We start from the raw sequence: 18,244 nt of genomic DNA, 5'->3' as shown, positions 1-18,244 counted from the left end.
TCGCGGTGGGCGACATCCGGACGATCCCGGGGCGGACCGATCACGTCGTGGTGGTCGGTGCGGGTCTGGCGGGCTTGTCCTCCGCACTCCACCTGCTCGGTGCGGGAAAGCGCGTGACCTTGCTCGAGCGCGACTCCGCGCCGGGCGGCCGTGTCGGCACCTACGAGTTCTCCGATTACGCGATCGACAACGGCGCGACGGTTCTGACCATGCCCGAACTCGTCGACGACGCGCTGGCAGCAGTGGGTGCAGATCGTGGCACCACCCGCCCGAAGTTGAGTATTCGTCGCCTCGAGCCCGCCTACCACGCGCGGTTCGCGGACGGCACCGCGATGGACGTGCATTCCGATCCCGAGCGCATGTCGGCTGCGGTCGCCGAACTGTGCGGGCCGGCCGAAGCGCGCAGGTACATGCGGCTACGCAACTGGCTCGCCGACATCTTCGACGCCGAGTTCGACCGGTTCATGGATTCGAACTTCGATTCGCCACTCGATCTCGTGTCGTCACCGGCTGCGGCCAAGGATCTGGCCCGACTCCTCCGTCTCGGCGGATTCGGCCGGCTCGGCGCGCGGGTCGACCACTTCCTCACCGATCCTCGGCTGCGGCGGATATTCACCTTCCAGGCCCTGTATGCGGGTGTTCCGCCTGCGCGCGCTCTGGCCGTTTACGGTGCGATCGCTCACATGGACACGTCCCTCGGCGTGTACTTCCCCGAAGGAGGGATGCGTTCGATCCCCGGGGCGATGGCCGACGCCTTCGAGACAGCGGGTGGTGACCTTCGCACCGACACGTCTGTCGGAGCGCTCGAAGTGTCCGACAACCGAGTGCGGGCCGTCGTACTGGACGACGGCCGACGAATCGAGTGCGACAGCGTCGTTCTGACGCCGGACATCGCCGTCGTGGACCGACTACTGGGGCCGGTGACACGATCGCTCCCGAGACAGGCGCGAATCTCCCCGTCGGCAGTCGTGCTGCACGGAACTGTCGATTCGACGGTCGCGGACGGATGGCCCGCCCGTCGACACCACACCATCGACTTCGGCAACGCGTGGAATGCCACTTTCGCGCAGATCACAGCACGCCGCGGCCGCGGCCGACTGATGGCCGACCCTTCGCTCCTCCTCACCCGCCCCGCGGTGACCGACCCGAATCTGCGCACCCACCGGTCGGACAAGCCTCGGGAGCCGCTTTCCGTACTCGCTCCCTGTCCCAACCTCCACAGCGCGCCGTTGCACTGGGAATCGATCACCGAGCCGTACACCGCCGAACTCCTGGACACGCTCGAGCAACGCGGCTACACAGGTATCTCCGAACACTTCGCAGTCGATCACGTCGACACACCCGAGACCTGGGCCGCACAGGGCATGTCGGCCGGCAGTCCGTTCGCAGCGGCACATATTTTCCGACAGACCGGACCATTTCGTCGCAGCAACTTGGTCAAGGGTCTGGAAAACGCTGTTCTCGCTGGTTCCGGGACTGTTCCGGGTGTCGGCGTTCCCACTGTTCTGATCTCGGGAAGGCTCGCTGCCGAGCGAATTACCGGCATACGTCGGTGAGCCGCGGTCGGAGTCCGTCCGATCACCCTCTAAACTGGTCTCTCGACCACGCAGAATCCGGGGCGCCCTACGGTGTGCGCCGACTACAGCCGAAGACCTCGGGGGGAGGAATCCGCCGAATATGACGTCCTCTACCCGTGGAGCCGTGACGCCCGACGACAGCATCATCACGTCGGACACCGACGAAGCACCGCCCGCAGTGGCGCCGACCCGGTCATGGTTACGGACCACCGGCGACTTCCTCCGGAGTCCGGAGGGGCACGCGTCACTTCTCGGCTTCGTCGGAGCCGTGTTCATCACCTTCGGCGGATTCGGCGCCGGCAGCGTTCGCCGCCAGGACCCACTGCTCGAGTCGATGTACCTGTCGTGGCTCCGCTTCGGACACGGGCAGATTCTGTCCACCGCGATCGTCTGGCTCGGGGTCGTCTCGATGATCACCGCCTGGGTCCGGCTCGGCCGGAGCACACTCGCCCAGCAAGTGAGCCTGTCCCACCTGCGAAACATCGTGATCGCCTGGATCGCACCTCTGCTCCTCGCAGTGCCCATGTTCAGCCGCGACGCGTATTCCTACCTCGCCCAGGGCGCTCTCCTCCGAGACGGATTCGATCCGTACGCCGTCGGCCCGGTCGTCAGCCCTGGCATCCTGCTCGACAACGTCAGCAACGTATGGACGACCACCACAGCGCCCTACGGTCCCCTCTTCCTACTGCTCGGCCGCGGCATCACCGCACTCACCGGTGACAACGTCATAGCCGGCACCATGCTGCTGCGGCTCACCATGCTGCCCGGCCTGGCGCTGATGGTGTGGGCCGTTCCGCGACTCGCACGACACTTCGGCGGCAATCCCACCATTGCGGTGTGGTTGGCGGTTCTGAATCCGTTGGTGCTGATCCATCTCATCGGTGGCGTTCACAACGAGCTGCTCATGGTGGGTCTGATGACTGCGGGCATCGTTCTCGTGCTCGAACGCAAACACCTGGGTGGCATTGCGCTCGTGGCCGTGGCGGTCGCCATCAAGGCGACAGCAGGTGCGGCACTGCCGTTCATGGTCTGGATCTGGATGGTGCACGAGAAGGAACGCGCCGAAGCCGAAGGACGACCAGCGCCGAAGCCCCTCGCACTGTTCACAAAGACGGCCGGTACCGGCTTCGCCATGTTCGTGGCGATCTTCGCCGGGGCCTCTGCGATCGCCGGCGTCGGCCTCGGCTGGATGACGGCACTCTCCGGGTCCGCGAAGATCATCAACTGGCTGTCGCTGCCCACGATCATGGCGCACTTCGTCACGGTCGGAACATCCTGGTTCGCCGATCTACGGCTCGGCGGAGTTCTCGAGATCACTCGTGTGATCTGCTCGGTCGTGCTCGTCGGGATCGTTCTCGCCGCATGGTGGCGGTTCCGGAAGACCGAACGCGACGCTGTCATGGGCATTCTGATCGTCTTGGTCGCGATCGTCGTGCTCTCGCCCGCGGCGCTTCCGTGGTACTACTCGTGGCCGCTCGCAGTGGCCGCAGGTTTCGCCATGTCACACCGCACGCTGATGATCCTGGTCGGGCTCTCCACCTGGCTCATGCTCGTCTTCCAGCCGGACGGTTCCATCGGCCTCTACACGTTGCCCCACGTGATGCTGGCAACCTTCGCGGCCGTCGTGGCCGCCATGTCACTTCGCACCGTCGATCCACTTCGGCTTCGAGCACCACGACCAGATCGCGTCGCTGCATCCGAAACCGCCGCGACGGCTGCGGTGTCCGGCACGAAGTGACCTCCACCCGGCCCTCGCAGCTCGACGATTCGTACAGGCACTGCGCACAGGTCACCGCGAAGCACGGCAGGACGTATTTCCTCGCGACCAGGCTGCTTCCCCGCGCCCGCCGCACCGCGGTTCACGCCCTCTACGGTTTCGCACGAGTGGTCGACGACCTGGTGGACGAGAACAGCAGTCCCGACGTCCGGTTACTCGACGAAATCGAGAACCGCTTGCTGGATCGGTCGACCCCGCCGGCGAGTATTGCTGCATTGGGCCCGGTTCTTCCCGCGTTCTACGACGCCGTGGACCGGTTCGACATATCCGTCGAGTACTTCCGCGCGTTTCTCGAATCCATGCGCATGGACATCCCCGGCTCTCCTTCGCACCGCACCGAATACGATTCGATGCAGGAACTACGCGAGTACATGTACGGCTCGGCCGTCGTGATCGGGCTTCAGCTGCTACCCGTTCTCGGGACGAAAGCGCCAAGGGACGAAGCCGCCCCCCACGCCGCAGCGCTCGGCGAGGCCTTCCAGCTCACCAACTTCATGCGTGACGTCGGTGAGGACCTACGGCGCGGCCGGCTCTACCTCCCGCTCGACGAGATCGCCGCCTTCGGTGTCGACAGGGACATGCTGATCGCCTCACGGGAGTCCAGCACGACACCGCCACCGGTGCGGCGCGCGCTTGCTCATCTCATCGCCACGACGCGCGCCACCTATCGCACCGCGGAACCTGGAATCGCCATGCTGGACGACCGGGTCCAGCCCGGGATCCGAACGGCATTCACGCTCTATTCACGGATCCTCGACGAGATCGAGCGCAACGACTTTCGGGTGCTCGACCGTCGCGCGGCCGTACCGGTCGGCGGGCGTCTGGCGGTCACACTCCCTCAAGTCGCTCGGGTGGCAGCCCGACCGTCTCTCACTACTCGTCGGCCGTATTTCACTACTCGTCGGAATGGCTCACGACATTGACGACGGTTCCGTCCGGAGCCCGAACGAAGAACCTCGTCACACCCCACGGTTCGGTGGTCAAGGGGTGGACGATGTCGTACCCGCGCCGCTGAGCGTCGGCATACGCCTCGTCGATCTGGTCGCCGACGTGGACAGAGATCGACGAGTCCACCGATGACGTCGCGTCCCCACTCACCAACTGCACGCTCGCGCGGCCGTCGGGAGACTGCAGGTTGGCCACCCAGCCGAGGTTGAAAGCCTCGTCGGTGAGGCCCAGGAAGTCCGCGTAGAAACTCTTCGCCTCGCCTATGTCGGCGACGTTGATGTTCGTCACAACTCCGGTCGGCTTCATCGCAGGCTCCACTCTCTCCTCGAGGTCAGCCGATCGGTCGTGGTCGGCTCCAGAAGCCTATTCTGCTAGAAACCCATCGCCTGGGCACGCCTGATCACTTCTCTGGCAAGGTCTCCGCGCATCGCGGCGATCGGTGTCCCGGGCAGGGTGTCGTCTTCACGAAACAGCCATTCGAGGATCTCCTCGTCGTCGAAGCCGCCGTCGTGCAACACGGAGAGCAGGCCAGGAAGGCGCTGCAGGACCTCGCCGTGGTCGTCGAAGAAGGCCTCTGGCACGCCGAGAACGCTGTCACGGCGGACGGCAATGAGGGTTCGATCGCGCAGCATCTGCTGCACGCGGGTCACTACCAATCCAAGGTTCTTCGCAACGTCGGGCAATTGCAGCAGCGAGACGGATCGGTCCAGAACATCGGCACTGTAGGGAATGGCACTCACGCTCCCAACATTATCGGGTCGTTTCGCGCCTCGTACTACCGGTCGGTGCCGCTGGCTACGATTGGACGCGCCGGGCACACCAGGCTCGGTATCGGATGAGTGGGAGGACACAGCTTGATCGGCGAACTGCTCGAACGACGCTATCGGGTGGATGCGACGATCGCTCGGGGCGGCATGTCCACCGTGTATCGAGGACTCGACACGCGCCTGGACCGTCCGGTGGCCATCAAGGTCATGGACCCGCAGTTCGCCGCAGATCCAGCGTTCGTGTCCCGATTCGAGTTCGAGGCACGTTCCGTGGCACGCCTCAAACACCCGGCGCTCGTCGCTGTGTACGACCAAGGTCACGACGGTGACCGGGCCTTCCTCGTGATGGAGTTGGTCGAAGGCGGCACACTCAGGGAACTTCTCCGCGAGCGCGGCCCGATGCCGCCACACGCCGTCGCCGCCGTCGCCGGCCCGGTTCTCGACGCCCTTGCCGTCGCGCACCGAGGCGGACTCGTCCACCGTGACATCAAGCCCGAGAACATTCTGATCTCCGACTCCGGCGAGGTGAAGATCGCCGACTTCGGGTTGGTGCGCGCCGCCGCAGCGGCCAACACCACATCGAACAGCGTCATTCTGGGTACAGCCGCGTATCTGTCGCCCGAGCAAGTCACCACGGGCGTCTCGGACACCAGGAGCGATGTCTATTCGACCGGGATCCTGCTGTTCGAACTCCTGACGGGCAGAACCCCGTTCACGGGCGACACGACACTCTCGGTGGCATACCAACGAATCAATCAGGACGTGCCACGTCCCAGTTCCTTCATTGCCGGTGTCCCCGCCGAGTTCGACGATCTCGTCGCCGAGGCGACACATCGCGAACCGGACCATCGATTCACCAACGCGGGAGATCTCGTTGCCGCCCTGCGGCGGGTGGCCACCACCCTCGAACTACCCGACTACCGGGTACCGGCACCGCGCCGCTCGGCACAACACGCGAGCGCCGAACGCTTCGCCACCCAGGCAACCGATGTGCCGCCTGGGCCGCAAAGCCCCGAACCGGGCCTTCACCCTGTCGACGGTGCCACCGCGGTGGTCCCGGCAGCAGCGGCGCACCCGCCCGCTGCCCCACCGGTTGCCGGCGGAGTGCAGCACACCCGAATGGTCACCGGGCTCACCCCCCGCAGCGACATGCTGGACGACTCCGACGGTGAACTCGAAGACGAATTCGAGGACGCCGGCGGCTACGACGGCTCGAGTTTCGACGCCGAACGACGTCGGTCGAGGCGTACCACGATGGTGTGGCTCCTCATCGTGGTCGCGTTGGCCCTCGCTGTCGGATTCGGCGGCTGGTGGATGGGATCGGGCCGCTACACCGCTGTCCCTCCGATCGACGGGCTCGACCGCGGCGCCGCCACGAGCGCCCTCGAGGGAGCGGGACTGGCCACGGAGGTACGAGGGCAGTACTCGGATTCCGTAGCGGAGGAATCGGTACTCGGTACCGATCCCGTCGCAGGTTCGCGAATTGCCCGCGACGGAACCGTCGCCCTCCTCGTGTCCTTGGGACGCCCGGCGGTCCCGACGCTCGCCGCCGACGGCGATCGTGCTCGTACCGAACAGGTACTGCGGGAGCACACCTTCACACCGGTGGACGGCGGTGACGCGTTCAGCGCCTCGGTTCCCGAAGGCGGGGTGGCGGCACTCGATCCCGCTCCGGGCACCGTCCTCCCCGTCGGCGCCACGGTGTCCATGATCACGAGCAAGGGGAGCCCGCCCGTGGCCGTTCCGGACGTGAAGGGCATGACCGAAGACGAGGCACGCAAGGCTCTCGACTCGGTGGGAATCACGGTGCGCTCGGTGACGGAGGACTACTCCCCCGACGTCGAGGCCGGCCGCGCGATGGGAACCGACCCTCGAATCGGCGAGACCGTTCGTGCCGGCAGCAGCGCCACCCTCATGATGTCCAACTCGGTCAAGATACCCAGCCTGCTCGGCAGGTCGGTGAATTCGGCGCGCGACGAATTGTCCCGACTGGGTCTCGACGTCGCGGTGAAACAGGTTGCCGAAACCGACATGTCGCTGATCATCAACCAGACACCAGGCGGTGGATCGCTCGTCGAACCCGGCAGCAGTGTCGGCCTGGTGTCCTTCCCCTGACCGTCTAGCCCCGCAGCATCTCGGCGACGAGGAAGGCCAGTTCGAGCGACTGCTGGGTGTTCAGACGCGGGTCACACGCAGTCTCGTAACGTCCTGACAGGTCCAGATCCGAGATGTCCTGAGCACCACCGAGGCACTCGGTGACGTCTTCGCCGGTGAGTTCCACGTGGATGCCGCCCGGGTGCGTTCCGAGACCGTTGTGGACCTCGAAGAAGCCCTGCACCTCGTCGACGATGCGGTCGAAGTGCCGTGTCTTGTAGCCGGTCGATGCCTCATGGGTGTTGCCGTGCATCGGATCGCACTGCCAGATCACCTGGTGTCCGGTCGCCTGAACCTTCTCGATGATGGGGGGCAGCAGGTCGCGGACCTTGTTGTTTCCCATGCGCGAGATCAAGGTGAGACGACCCGGCTTGTTCGTGGGGTCGAGCCGCTCGACGTACTCGACGGCCATCTCGGGGGTCGTGCTCGGGCCGATCTTCAGACCGATGGGATTGGCCAGCAACTCCGCCAGGGCGATGTGGGCGCCGTCGAGCTGCCTGGTCCGATCACCGATCCACAGGAAGTGCGCAGACAGGTCGTACAGCTTGGGGTGGTCGCCCTGGTCGTCGAGACGCAACATTGCACGCTCGTAGTCGAGGACGAGAGCTTCGTGGCTCGCGAAGATCTGGGCCTGATGCAGGCTCGGATCGGTGACCCCACACGCGTTCATGAACTGAAGGCCGCGATCGATTTCTTCCGCGAGCGCTTCGTATCGCGCGCCGGCGGGCGAGGACGTCACGAACTCGCGATTCCAGTCGTGCACCTTGTGAAGATCCGCCATACCGGCACCGGTGAGCGCGCGCACGAGGTTCATCGCCGCACTGGCATTCGCATAGGCACGGACGAGTCGGGAGGGGTCGTGAGCACGGACCGCCTCGTCCGCGACGATCGAATTCACCATGTCGCCGCGGTACGACGGCAGGCCGAGTGCATCGAGGTTGGACGAACGCGGCTTCGCGTACTGGCCGGCGATCCGAGCCACCTTGACGACAGGCATGCTGGCCCCGTAGGTGAGCACGACCGCCATCTGAAGGAGCGTACGAATATTGCCCTTGATGTGCGGCTCGGTGTTGTCCGCGAAGGTCTCCGCGCAGTCGCCACCCTGCAGCAGGAAGGCTTCACCGCGGGCAACCTGTGCGAGCTTCTCCTGGAGCGCCTCGACCTCGCTGGCCACCGTGATCGGAGGCACGCTCTCGAGGACGGTACGCATTGCGGCGGCTTGGTCCTGCGGCCACTGCGGCTGCTGAGCGGCCGACTTGGCGAGAGCTGCATCGAGCTTGTCGCGAAGCTCGACCGGCAGCGGCGGGAGCTCGGGAAGACGATCGATGGGCACGTCCACAGTCCAGTTCACTACTACAGGATATTCGTTCGGATTCTGGTGGGCGACTCAGGTCACCCAGGGGGCTCCCCCACCCAGGTTCAGCGCAGCGAACGTGCGGCGAGGATCGCTTCGAACTTGGCCAGGTTGTGCCGAGCATCGGCGAGCGCGTCGTGGGCATCATCGGGCACGGGCGGCAGCGCAGGGCTGCCGTCGTCCTCCCAGAACTGCTTCAGTTCACGCGTGAACCTCGGCATCGACTGAGGTAGCGCGGTCATCGGCCCCCACAGCTGACACAGAGCGACATGGTCGTAGGCCGCCACCCAGGCCCACAGTTCGGGGACGATGCCCGGCCGGGGAATCAGAAACGCCAAGAGGTCTTCGCGAATTCGCGCTCGGCTCTTCCACAGCGGAGAAGACGGCTGCGGCAGCTTCGGTAGGACGTTCTTGCGGACCCACTTACCGGCACGCGAAGGGTCGAACTCGGTCGAGACGGCATAGAACTCACGACCGTCCTCTGCCACCACCCCGATGGAGACCAACTCGATGGTGTGACCGTCTTCGATGAACTCGCAGTCGTAGAAGTAGCGCACGGCCGCAAACTCTATGCCCGGCCTGTCGGGAGCCGCACCGCGACCTGCTCAGCCTGCCTGAGTGTCGGGGATTCGCGTGGCGTCCGTCGCATCCGCCGAGGGCTGCGGAGCCGTCACAGGCTCGGTTCCCTTTTCCGACGCCGATCCGGCCGGAGGATTCTTGAGGGTTGCCGCGTAGATGTCGACGTACTCCTGGTCCGACAGCTTCATCAACTTGTACATGACCTCGTCGGTGATGGCGCGTTCGACGAATCGGTTCCCACCCATTCCCTCGAATCGGGAGAAGTCGATGGGCTTGCCGATCTTGATCGTGACCTTGGCGGGACGCCACACCCGAGAGCCGATGGGGTTCATCTTGTCCGTGCCGATCATCGCCACGGGGATGACCTTGACGCCCGATTCCAACGCCAACCGCGCCATCCCGGTCTTGCCCTTGTAGAGACGGCCGTCGGGCGACCGCGTGCCCTCCGGGTAGATGCCGAGCAGTTTGCCCTGATCGAGCACTCGCAGCCCGGAGTTCAGTGCGTCCTGCGCGGCGTCCGCTCCGGTGCGATCGATCGGAACCTGCCCGACCGCGGTGAAGAACCAGCGCTGGAATGCACCCTTGAGACCCTTGCCCGTGAAGTACTCACTCTTCGCGAGAAAGGTGATCTTCCGCTCCACCATGAGAGGGAGATAGAACGAGTCGAGCACGGCCTGGTGATTGCTGGCGAGGAGCGCTCCGCCTGTGTCCGGAACGTTCTCGATCCCCTTCACGGAAGGACGTCCGAGAGCCCACAGCAACGGGCCCACGAAAACGTACTTGACGAGCCAATACCACATGGCTTTCCTCCCGATGACGTGCGACGTTCGTTGCGTAGGACTCTACTTCGGGCCCGTGAGCGTCGCTACACAAGGGATACCTTCTGCGCGCCGATCACAAAAATCGGACATCACACCGCGATCGCGGCGCGTGCCAGTTCCGCGGCTCCGATCAACCCCGCGGACTCGCCCAGCTGCGTGCCCCTGATCCGCGCGAGCGGGCGGTGTCCCGCACCGGTCGCGAGCGCACTGTAATGCTCGCGTGCATCGTCCAGGTAGAGGGCGGCAGAGCCTGCCACGCCACCGGCAATCACGACGAGATCCGGGTCGTACACATCCCCGACGAGCGCGAGTCCCACACCCAGCCAGCGCGCGAACTCGGCGAAGGTGTCCAACGCGATCGGGTCACCGTCCTGCGCCGCGCCGGCAATGCGACGTCCTGTCAACGAGCCCGGGTCGACCGCGACTTCTCGCGCAAGCACGGTGGAACGAGCAGGATCGTCGGCCAGCAACTCGATCGCTGTGTCCACGAGCGCCGTTCCGCTGCAATAGCGTTCCCAGCAACCACGCTTTCCGCATGCACACGGTCGACCGCCCTGCACCACCTGAATGTGGCCGAGTTCCGGTGCGACACCGTGACTGCCCCGGTACAGCACTCCGTCCTGCAACAGTGCGGCGCCGATGCCGGTTCCGATCGCGACCATCACCACGTTCTGACCGCCTGCCGCCGCACCGAAACGGTGTTCGGCGAGCGCTGCGGCATTGGCGTCGTGTTCGAGTACGACCGGAAGGTTCAGCCGGTTGCTCAGATCTCGCCCGACGGGCGCCTCCACCCAGGGAAGGTGTGGAGCGAACCTGACAGTTGCTCGATCCGGGGTGATGAATCCCGCGACCGCCAGACCCACCGCCGCGACCTCGTGTCTGGACGCGAGTTCACGCACTGTTCGGTCCAGCGCGTTCTCGAGGGCCTTCGCCGACGAGGGTGTCGGTGCCTGTATGGAGTCGAGGACGTCACCCCCGGAATCGACGACGGACGCCCGAATGCTCGTACCCCCGACGTCGATCCCCACTGTGAGCGCCTGAATGGCAGTCGCACTGTTCATGTTCTCGATTGTCACCGCAGCGACGCCACTTCACACAGAGGACCGTGCGATCAGGTCTTGATCGTCACCGAAATGGGGACGAAACGGCCCGACCGACTGCGGGGCTCGGCGGCTTCGGACTCGGCCGCCGTGTCGTCCGGCCCGGCAACATTACGCGGCCAGTACTCGTCCAGCAGTTGACGGAGCAACGCGATCAGTGCCGAAAGTTGGCTTGCGACAAGTGTCACGAGATCGTGTTGTTCACCGCGTACCAGAGCCGCGACCGCGCACACCGGGCACCACGAGCACCCGGAGTCCACCTGCGATGCATCGGCTTCCGGGTTCGCGGTGTCATCGGAATGTTCGTGCTGATCGGCGAGCGGATCTGCGGCCTTGCGCAGAATCGGCTCGACCCGGTCGAGGACAGTCTCCGTCAGGGCGCGCAGTTCGGCGACGAGCTGTACGTGATCGTCACTCATACCGGCCACACCTGCGGATCGGGTACGAAGCGTACGACGAGGTCCTGACCGTCCAGTTCTGCACCGGACACAGTGCATCGACGAAGGACGGATGCCAGACGCACCCGACGTCGCACTCCCTCGGCTCCCACCACCAAGTCATCCTCCACTCGCCCCAAGGTCAGCGTCGACGCGTCCACGATGGGCAGGTACATCCGCATGACATACACCGACTCCAGTCCTGCACCGGATTCGAGCCCCACCCTTATCGGCGGGACATCGCCATCGAGCAGGGCGGCCGCGTCCTCGTGGCGGTCGTACATCTGCTGCGCGATCGCCCCGAGATCGGCCAACCCTACCGGCTCCTCCGGGCACACCGTGACCGAGCGGGTTCGTGCGATGCCCACAGCATCTGCGAACTCCTTCACCACCGCATCCTGAGACGCTCGCCTGCGGGAGGACCACTCGTACGCCGCTCCACTGCCCTCCGCCGAATCGAACTGCGGAAGTAGATTGTTCACGACGACCGCGTCGACGTTCATCTGCGACAGTGCGAGGGCGCTGAGCATGCGCCTCGTCTCGAGCAAGACGATCGATTCCGCCGTGGTCACGACCCGAACGGACGTGGACTCCCGATCGCACAGCAGCCCACGGATGCGCTCGAGGCTCGAGACGACCCGCTCGACGAGCGAAACCAGTACCAGGAGCCGAGGATCCGTGCCGGACACCGCCATCATGCGCTGTTGCTGCGGCCACACTCGTTCGATGTAGTCGGCCACCATCGCCGGGCCGCCCAGCAGACGCAACGAGTCGGCTGTCGCCGGACAGTCCACCACTATCAACTCGTAGTCGCCGGTCTGTGCACGGTCGACGATTTCGCGCAGGCCCAACAGCCCTTCGATTCCGGGAACGCCGAGCAACTCTTCCGGGGCCAACGAATCGAACTGAGCACCGTGTTCGTGGTTACCGCTCAGCGCCAGAAGCGAACCGAGGTCGCGGAATCGGTCCTCGGCGAGCGTCAGTGTGTCCAGCTCGAGCACTTCGAGACCGGCCGGACGCGCCTGAGCGGACGATCCGAGTACCTCGCTCGTGGAGTGCGCTTGGTCGATCGAGACGAGCAGAACCCGGCGATCGGCCGCGACTGCTACCGCGGTTGCGGCTGCGAGGGTGGATTTTCCGGTCCCGCCTTTGCCGACGAAGAACTGGAGCCGAGTGGCGGCAGAGTTGTTGCCGCGCAAGTTGTCGCGAATCAGCCTTCGACTCTCTTCTTCAGTTCTTTCAGAGCCGTGTCGGTGATCGCCTTCTCCGCCTTGCGCTTGAACAGGCCGATCACCGGGATGTTGAGGTCCACGGTCAGCTCGTAGGTCACCGTCGTGCCACCGTCCGGTTCCTCGACCAATGTGTAGGCACCGTACTGAGCCTTCTGGATCTCGCCGGACACCAGATTCCACGCCACCGAGTTACCGTCCGCAGCCCAGTCGTACTCGAGCACGAACGTGTCCTTGACCATTCCTGCATCGAGCACGAAGCGGACGCGATCGGCGCGACCGTTGCTGCCGGTCTCCAGTACTTCCACGGACTTGGCTGCGGCGACCCAGGTGGGATAGTCGTCGAAATCGGCGATCACGTTCATCACGTCGACCGCCGGGGCCTCGATGCTGATCGACCTCTTGGTCTTCTCGGGCATGCGACGAACGCTTCCTTTCCCTGGATCCGGCCACTTTCGGCTACGCCGCTCGGCCGGTCGATCGGTACGTGTGCCTGCCTATCACACACGATCGGACATGTCCGGCACAACAGGAGTACGGCGACACCGGAACCCGACGAACGATCAGCGTGGAGGTTCGCCGGCCGGCCGGCCCGCTTCGAGTTCCTTCTTCACTTCGAACGACATGACCTTGCCCTGAACACGACGCTCACGGTTACTCGCGGCCGGATCGAATTTCGCGCGCAGTTCTTCGGTCGAAGGCTCTGCATGGAGGAAGTAGTGGATGATCACGCCGTCCAGCGCGGGCTCCAACCACACCTCCATCGTCCCGACGACGGGGCCGTCGACCGACCAGCGGATCCCCTTCTCGCCTCGATCCTCCCCCACCTTCACCTGCAGGTCGGGCCACCAACGACGCCAGCGCGAGGGCGAACCGAGTGCACCGGCGACGCGCTCGGGCGTTGCGGCGACGAACGTCTGGTCTGCGACCTGAATGCTGCTCACACGGACAGCTTCACACACCGGTTCCCGCGGCCGGTGAACAGACCTCCGGATCACGCACGCGGGCGCCGCGGAAACCGTCGTCGAAACACGACGAAACAGTAGGTCTAAGGTGTTCCGAAGCAATACCTACTTGTCAGTACGTCAGTGTCGGAGGTCTTCAGTGCCCGAGTTCAGCGCACCACAGTCGTTCACGATCGCGGAGGACGAATCCGCCGTGGACTCGGTGTTCGCCCATGCCGCCTCGAGGCCCGATCTCGTGGTCTACCGGCGGAAGGTCGGTTCCGCCTGGAACGACGTGACGGCTGCGGAGTTCGCATCGCAGGTCCGGGCGGCAGCGAAAGGGTTGATCGCACTCGGAGTCCAGGCCGGTGACCGAGTGGCACTGATGTCGGCCACCCGATACGAGTGGCCCCTCATCGACTACGCGATCTGGGCAGCCGGCGGCGTCACCGTCCCGATCTACGAGACCTCGTCGGCCGAACAGGTCCGTTGGATCCTCGAGGACTCGGAAGCGATCGACCTCATCGTCGAGAACGCCGACCACGCGAAACTGGTGAAAGAGGTCGCCGAGGCCGCACCTGCGCTTCGCACCGTCTACCGCATCGAAGGCTCCGACGGCGCGCGCGGAGTCGTCGAGGAACTCACCGCGCTCGGCGCCGACGTCTCCGACGACGACGTCACCGCACGGGTGTCCGCACTGAAGGCTGCAGATCCCGCGACCCTGATCTACACCTCGGGCACCACCGGGCGGCCCAAAGGCTGCCAGCTCACCCACTCGAACCTGGTCGCCGAATCTCGGGGCATTCTCGCGTCGAACTTCGGGGAAATGCTCTGCCGTCCGGGGACGACCACGCTCATGTTCCTGCCGATGGCGCACGTTTTCGCCCGCGCGCTGAGCATCGCTTCGTTCGACGCCGGCGCCGCTCTCGGACATACCAGCGACATCCCGAACCTCGTTCCGACGTTCGGCGAGTTCGCACCGTCGTTCATCCTTTCGGTGCCCCGTGTGTTCGAGAAGGTCTACAACACCGCACGTGCCAAGGCACACGGCGAGGGCAAGGGCAAGGGCAAGATCTTCGACGCTGCCGACGACGTTGCGATCGCCTGGAGCGAGGCTCAGGACAACGGCGGGCCCGGACTGTTGCTCAAGGCCAAGCACGCTCTGTTCGACAAGCTCGTCTACTCGAAGCTGCGGGCCGCTCTCGGCGGTGAGTGCGAACTCGCCATCTCCGGCGGCGCACCCCTCGGCGCCCGGCTCGGCCACTTCTTCCGCGGCATCGGCATCACCATCTACGAAGGCTACGGACTCACCGAGACGACGGCCGCGTTCGCCGTCAACACGATCGGCAACCAGCGGATCGGCACCGTCGGTAAGCCCTTGGACGGCAACACCGTTCGGATCGCAGAGGATGGCGAAATCCTGCTGTCGGGCCCGGTGGTCTTCGGTGGCTACTGGCGAAACGACGAGGCATCCGCGCAGGCACTCGAGGACGGCTGGTTCCATACCGGCGACCTCGGATCGCTCGACAGCGACGGCTTCATTTCCATCACCGGCCGCAAGAAGGAAATCATCGTCACGGCCGGCGGCAAGAACGTCTCGCCCGGTCAGCTCGAGGACAGTCTTCGGTCGCATCCTCTGATCAGCCAGGCGATTCTCGTCGGCGACCAGAAGCCGTTCATCGGCGCGCTCGTCACCATCGATGCCGAGGCATTGCCGGCGTGGAACGAGCGCAACGGCAAGCCCGCGGACACGAAGGCCGCAGACCTGCTGACCGATGCGGATCTGACCGCCGAGATCGACGAAGCAGTGGCCCAGGCCAACAAGCTCGTGTCACACGCAGAAGCGATCAAGAAGTACCGAGTGCTCCCCGCGGACTTCAGCGAAGAGACCGGTGAACTGACGCCGACCATGAAGCTCAAGCGCAACGTCGTACACGAGACTCATGCTGCAGAAATCGATGCCATCTACGCCAAGTAGCGCGTACCGAGATCGCACACGAAGCTGCCCCTGCAACCGAAAGGTCGCAGGGGCAGTTTCGTGTCTTTCGGATCGATCAGCCGGCGAGGAGTGAGCGCAGCTTTCCGCCGAGCACGTCCCATCGCCACTGCGACTTCACCCATTCACGACCGGCTGCGCCCATCGCTGCCGCGCGGTCGGGATCGGACAGCACCGACACCACCGCCTCGGCGACCGACCCGATCGAGGTTCCGTCCACGACGAGACCGGTCTCGTTCTGGCGCACGGTCTCCGGCGCCCCACCCGAGCGTCCGGCGATGACCGGAACACCGGATGCGGACGCTTCGAGGTACACGATTCCGAGACCCTCGACGTCCAGGCCCGCTCCCCTGGTCCTGCAGGGCATGGCGAACACGTCGGCGACCGTGTGGTGCGCGGCCAATTCCGTGGACGGGACCGTGCCGGTGAACACCACGTGGTCCGACACACCGACCGAACGTGCGAGCGAACGAAGGTGATCCTCGTACGGTCCACCGCCGACGATCACCAGCACGGCCCCGTCGATGCGTTCTCGGATCCGCGGCAGAGCCTCGATGAGCTTGTCCTGCCCCTTCCGCGGGACCAGACGTGAAAGGCAGAGGATCGTGGGCCGAGACCCGAGACCGTATCGCCGACGTAGTTCCTCTCGTGCCGACGGGTCGGGTCGGAAGGTGTCCGTGTCCACGCCCGAGGGCAGATGCTCCAGGGCGGCGTCGGGCCCGAACGCCGCAGCGAAGCGTCCGCGGGTGTACTTGCTGACGTACGTGACCGTGTCGGTGTTCTCTCCGATGTGACGCAGCGCGGACCGGGCGGCCGGCAACATCGACCAACCGACTTCGTGTCCGTGGGTACTCGCCACGATTCGTTCCGCGCCTGCCTTGCGCATGGCGGGGGCAAGGAGCGCCAGTGGCGCCGCCGCACCGAACCAGACGCTGTCGCATCGGTGGTCCCGGACCAAATCGGCGGCACGCGCCGATACGGACGGGGTGGGCAACATCAGCGTCGTCGGGTGACGCACCACTTCGAACGGCTGCCGCGCGTCGAACTTCTCGTGCGAGTCTCCTCGCCATCGGGGTGCGTACACGACCAGTTCGCTGCCCGGCAACTGTTTCGTGAAGGTGTGCAGGTACGACTGGATCCCACCGGGACGCGGTGGAAAGTCGTTCGTCACCAGCAGGGTTCGGCGCATCTGCTCACCGTATTCGGTCGAATGCCGTTCATGCGAACCGGTTGCCCAGCCAGGTGGACCACCGGCTCGTGAAAGTTTCGGTGTCGACGCCCAACTGTTCCTGCAGCGTCCGGTCCACGTCCTCCTCGCGCGAACTTCCGGTGGCCAGTGCCCGATACAGTTCGGTGAGTTGCTCCTCACCGAACTCGTCTGCAACGAATGCATTGATCGACCAGGCCGTCTCGTAGGCGAGCGAACCGTGATTGCCGCGCTCGGCGAAATCTTCGTTGGCGGGCAACGCGTCCGGCGTATCCCCGGCATCGATCTGTGCGGCAAGGGTCGGCGCCATCTCGCGCCCCGGGGCGCCGGTCGAGCGATGCGCGAGATACTCGGCATATCCCTCGAGCAGCCACATCGGTGAACCGTCGACCGTGGCCGCCCGCGCCGCGACGTGGGTCAGTTCGTGGCGCAGAATGGCGCGGCGAGCATCGTCGTCGAGGCGCGCGGCAGCAGCAGGACTGAACACGATTCGTTGACCGCCGACCACCGGATCGCCGGGTGTCGGTGCGTCGGAGACGGAAACCGCAGCGATTCCCTCACCGTCGTGATCGGCACCGACCAGGGATGTGAACTCGGCTGACGACGAGGCCACCATCACGACTGCTCCGCGCGACCATTGGGATCCCCAGACCTCGGTGATGGTGTCCACTGCCGGTCCGATCTCCTCCGCCAAGCGGTCGACCATCACCTCGTTGTCCGGGTGACCGACGATCATCGAGGTTCGATCACCCCCGGTATCGACCTCCCGTGTCGTCAGCGGGGCGAAGTCCCACGGGCCTCGCCATGTCGTGCCCGGTCGAGTGGGTTCTCCGTCGTCGAGCAGCGCCCACGTGTCGCCTCTGCGCACGACGGTGGGCGACACGGACTTACGGGTAGGTACGGGATCCACGCCGTCGATCGCATACCGCAACCGGACAGTCGGTGCCCACACCTCGGAGGCTCCGATACTCGCGGCCAGATCCGAATCGACCTCGTGGTCCTCACCCGCCACCAGTTCGTAACCCCAGTCCGAGAACGCGAGTTGGTTCATGTTGGCGGCGCGCGCAGCTTCGGAAGCAATGAAGGACGGCTTCGCGGCAGAGTCGAAGAGGCCGGTCAGTGCATCCGTGTCGTCGGTTCTGATCGACCGACTCCACGAATCGAGGAGTTGCTGCACCGCGGCGGCGCGCTCGGTTGCGACCGTGGAATCGTCGTCGTTCTCGCGGCCGTCCACTGCTGTGAACACCAACACCGCCGCCACCGCGACCACGAGTCCGACCAGAGCGGTCTTCTCCCACGGCCGTACTCGACGCCTTCTCCCGACGTCGCTCGGCGACTCACGTGATTCATGCAC

At 65.3% G+C, this 18,244-nt stretch carries 17 protein-coding genes; 5 read left to right on the top strand and 12 right to left on the bottom strand.

What is annotated here, in order from left to right; genetic code table 11:
• Window positions 1-5 precede the first annotated feature (5 nt).
• From crtI to ACZI8R_RS10490, 3 genes are all read left to right on the top strand, one after another.
• Window positions 6-1,556: a phytoene desaturase family protein gene (gene crtI, locus ACZI8R_RS10500; protein WP_463379537.1), complete on the top strand. Its 1,551-nt coding sequence runs from the start codon at window positions 6-8 to the stop codon at window positions 1,554-1,556.
• A 121-nt stretch (window positions 1,557-1,677) separates the two neighbouring features.
• Window positions 1,678-3,315 carry an alpha-(1->6)-mannopyranosyltransferase A gene (locus ACZI8R_RS10495; protein ID WP_463379536.1) on the top strand — a complete coding sequence of 546 codons (1,638 nt, stop codon included), beginning with the start codon at window positions 1,678-1,680 and terminating at the stop codon, window positions 3,313-3,315.
• Window positions 3,312-4,277, top strand: coding sequence for a phytoene/squalene synthase family protein (locus ACZI8R_RS10490; RefSeq protein WP_463379535.1), 966 nt, complete (start codon window positions 3,312-3,314; stop codon window positions 4,275-4,277). Before ACZI8R_RS10495 ends, ACZI8R_RS10490 begins: the two co-directional genes overlap by 4 nt.
• Here ACZI8R_RS10490 and ACZI8R_RS10485 read toward each other — a convergent pair.
• Complete coding sequence (locus tag ACZI8R_RS10485; RefSeq protein WP_463379534.1) at window positions 4,249-4,608, bottom strand: VOC family protein; 360 nt, start codon at window positions 4,606-4,608, stop codon at window positions 4,249-4,251. The genes ACZI8R_RS10490 and ACZI8R_RS10485 overlap by 29 nt on opposite strands.
• Window positions 4,609-4,673: 65 nt before the next feature.
• Window positions 4,674-5,042, bottom strand: coding sequence for an Rv2175c family DNA-binding protein (locus ACZI8R_RS10480; RefSeq protein ID WP_463379533.1), 369 nt, complete (start codon window positions 5,040-5,042; stop codon window positions 4,674-4,676).
• Between the two features lie 114 nt (window positions 5,043-5,156).
• Between ACZI8R_RS10480 and pknB the strand changes: the two genes are divergently transcribed.
• Entirely contained in the window at window positions 5,157-7,184 is a 2,028-nt protein-coding gene (gene pknB / locus ACZI8R_RS10475; RefSeq protein ID WP_463379532.1) for a Stk1 family PASTA domain-containing Ser/Thr kinase, read from the top strand.
• 4 nt (window positions 7,185-7,188) lie between these two features.
• Here pknB and ACZI8R_RS10470 read toward each other — a convergent pair whose 3' ends face one another.
• From ACZI8R_RS10470 to ACZI8R_RS10435, 8 genes are all read right to left on the bottom strand, one after another.
• On the bottom strand, window positions 7,189-8,574 hold the full coding sequence (locus ACZI8R_RS10470; RefSeq protein ID WP_463379531.1) for a class II 3-deoxy-7-phosphoheptulonate synthase: 1,386 nt from the start codon (window positions 8,572-8,574) through the stop codon (window positions 7,189-7,191).
• A 68-nt stretch (window positions 8,575-8,642) separates the two neighbouring features.
• Window positions 8,643-9,134, bottom strand: a complete 492-nt coding sequence (locus ACZI8R_RS10465) for a polyadenylate-specific 3'-exoribonuclease AS (RefSeq protein WP_463379530.1) — start codon at window positions 9,132-9,134, stop codon at window positions 8,643-8,645.
• Between the two features lie 48 nt (window positions 9,135-9,182).
• Window positions 9,183-9,956: a lysophospholipid acyltransferase family protein gene (locus ACZI8R_RS10460; RefSeq protein ID WP_463379529.1), complete on the bottom strand. Its 774-nt coding sequence runs from the start codon at window positions 9,954-9,956 to the stop codon at window positions 9,183-9,185.
• Window positions 9,957-10,066: 110 nt separating this feature from the next.
• Window positions 10,067-11,038 (bottom strand): ROK family protein, encoded by a 972-nt coding sequence (locus tag ACZI8R_RS10455; protein ID WP_463379528.1) that lies wholly within the window; start codon window positions 11,036-11,038, stop codon window positions 10,067-10,069.
• Window positions 11,039-11,088: 50 nt separating this feature from the next.
• Window positions 11,089-11,496: a hypothetical protein gene (locus tag ACZI8R_RS10450; RefSeq protein WP_463379527.1), complete on the bottom strand. Its 408-nt coding sequence runs from the start codon at window positions 11,494-11,496 to the stop codon at window positions 11,089-11,091.
• Window positions 11,493-12,713 carry an ArsA family ATPase gene (locus ACZI8R_RS10445; protein WP_463379526.1) on the bottom strand — a complete coding sequence of 407 codons (1,221 nt, stop codon included), beginning with the start codon at window positions 12,711-12,713 and terminating at the stop codon, window positions 11,493-11,495. Before ACZI8R_RS10445 ends, ACZI8R_RS10450 begins: the two co-directional genes overlap by 4 nt.
• 11 nt (window positions 12,714-12,724) lie before the next feature.
• The gene (locus ACZI8R_RS10440; RefSeq protein ID WP_463379525.1) at window positions 12,725-13,162 is read right to left on the bottom strand and encodes an SRPBCC family protein; all 438 of its coding nucleotides are present in this window, start codon (window positions 13,160-13,162) and stop codon (window positions 12,725-12,727) included.
• A 144-nt stretch (window positions 13,163-13,306) separates the two neighbouring features.
• On the bottom strand, window positions 13,307-13,687 hold the full coding sequence (locus ACZI8R_RS10435; RefSeq protein WP_463379524.1) for a polyketide cyclase / dehydrase and lipid transport: 381 nt from the start codon (window positions 13,685-13,687) through the stop codon (window positions 13,307-13,309).
• Window positions 13,688-13,847: 160 nt separating this feature from the next.
• On the opposite strand from ACZI8R_RS10435, the gene ACZI8R_RS10430 reads away from it, so the two are divergent.
• Window positions 13,848-15,665 carry an AMP-dependent synthetase/ligase gene (locus ACZI8R_RS10430; RefSeq protein WP_463379523.1) on the top strand — a complete coding sequence of 606 codons (1,818 nt, stop codon included), beginning with the start codon at window positions 13,848-13,850 and terminating at the stop codon, window positions 15,663-15,665.
• A 76-nt stretch (window positions 15,666-15,741) separates the two neighbouring features.
• Here the strand turns inward: ACZI8R_RS10430 and ACZI8R_RS10425 are convergent, their stop codons facing one another.
• Window positions 15,742-16,872, bottom strand: a complete 1,131-nt coding sequence (locus ACZI8R_RS10425) for a glycosyltransferase family 4 protein (RefSeq protein ID WP_463379522.1) — start codon at window positions 16,870-16,872, stop codon at window positions 15,742-15,744.
• A 28-nt stretch (window positions 16,873-16,900) separates the two neighbouring features.
• Complete coding sequence (locus tag ACZI8R_RS10420) at window positions 16,901-18,244, bottom strand: peptidase MA family metallohydrolase (RefSeq protein ID WP_463379521.1); 1,344 nt, start codon at window positions 18,242-18,244, stop codon at window positions 16,901-16,903.

Source organism: Rhodococcus huquni, from assembly GCF_055231055.1.
This window is presented reverse-complemented; position numbering and strand designations above follow the sequence as displayed.

Bases quoted from the DNA above. Each gene is read 5' to 3' on its own strand.
- ACZI8R_RS10495 (WP_463379536.1), top strand. From the start codon at position 1,678: ATGACGTCCTCTACCCGTGGAGCCGTGACGCCCGACGACAGCATCATC.
- ACZI8R_RS10485 (WP_463379534.1), bottom strand. From the start codon at position 4,608: ATGAAGCCGACCGGAGTTGTGACGAACATCAACGTCGCCGACATAGGC.
- ACZI8R_RS10460 (WP_463379529.1), bottom strand. From the start codon at position 9,956: ATGTGGTATTGGCTCGTCAAGTACGTTTTCGTGGGCCCGTTGCTGTGG.
- ACZI8R_RS10455 (WP_463379528.1), bottom strand. From the start codon at position 11,038: ATGAACAGTGCGACTGCCATTCAGGCGCTCACAGTGGGGATCGACGTC.
- ACZI8R_RS10450 (WP_463379527.1), bottom strand. From the start codon at position 11,496: ATGAGTGACGATCACGTACAGCTCGTCGCCGAACTGCGCGCCCTGACG.
- ACZI8R_RS10440 (WP_463379525.1), bottom strand. From the start codon at position 13,162: ATGCCCGAGAAGACCAAGAGGTCGATCAGCATCGAGGCCCCGGCGGTC.
- ACZI8R_RS10425 (WP_463379522.1), bottom strand. From the start codon at position 16,872: ATGCGCCGAACCCTGCTGGTGACGAACGACTTTCCACCGCGTCCCGGT.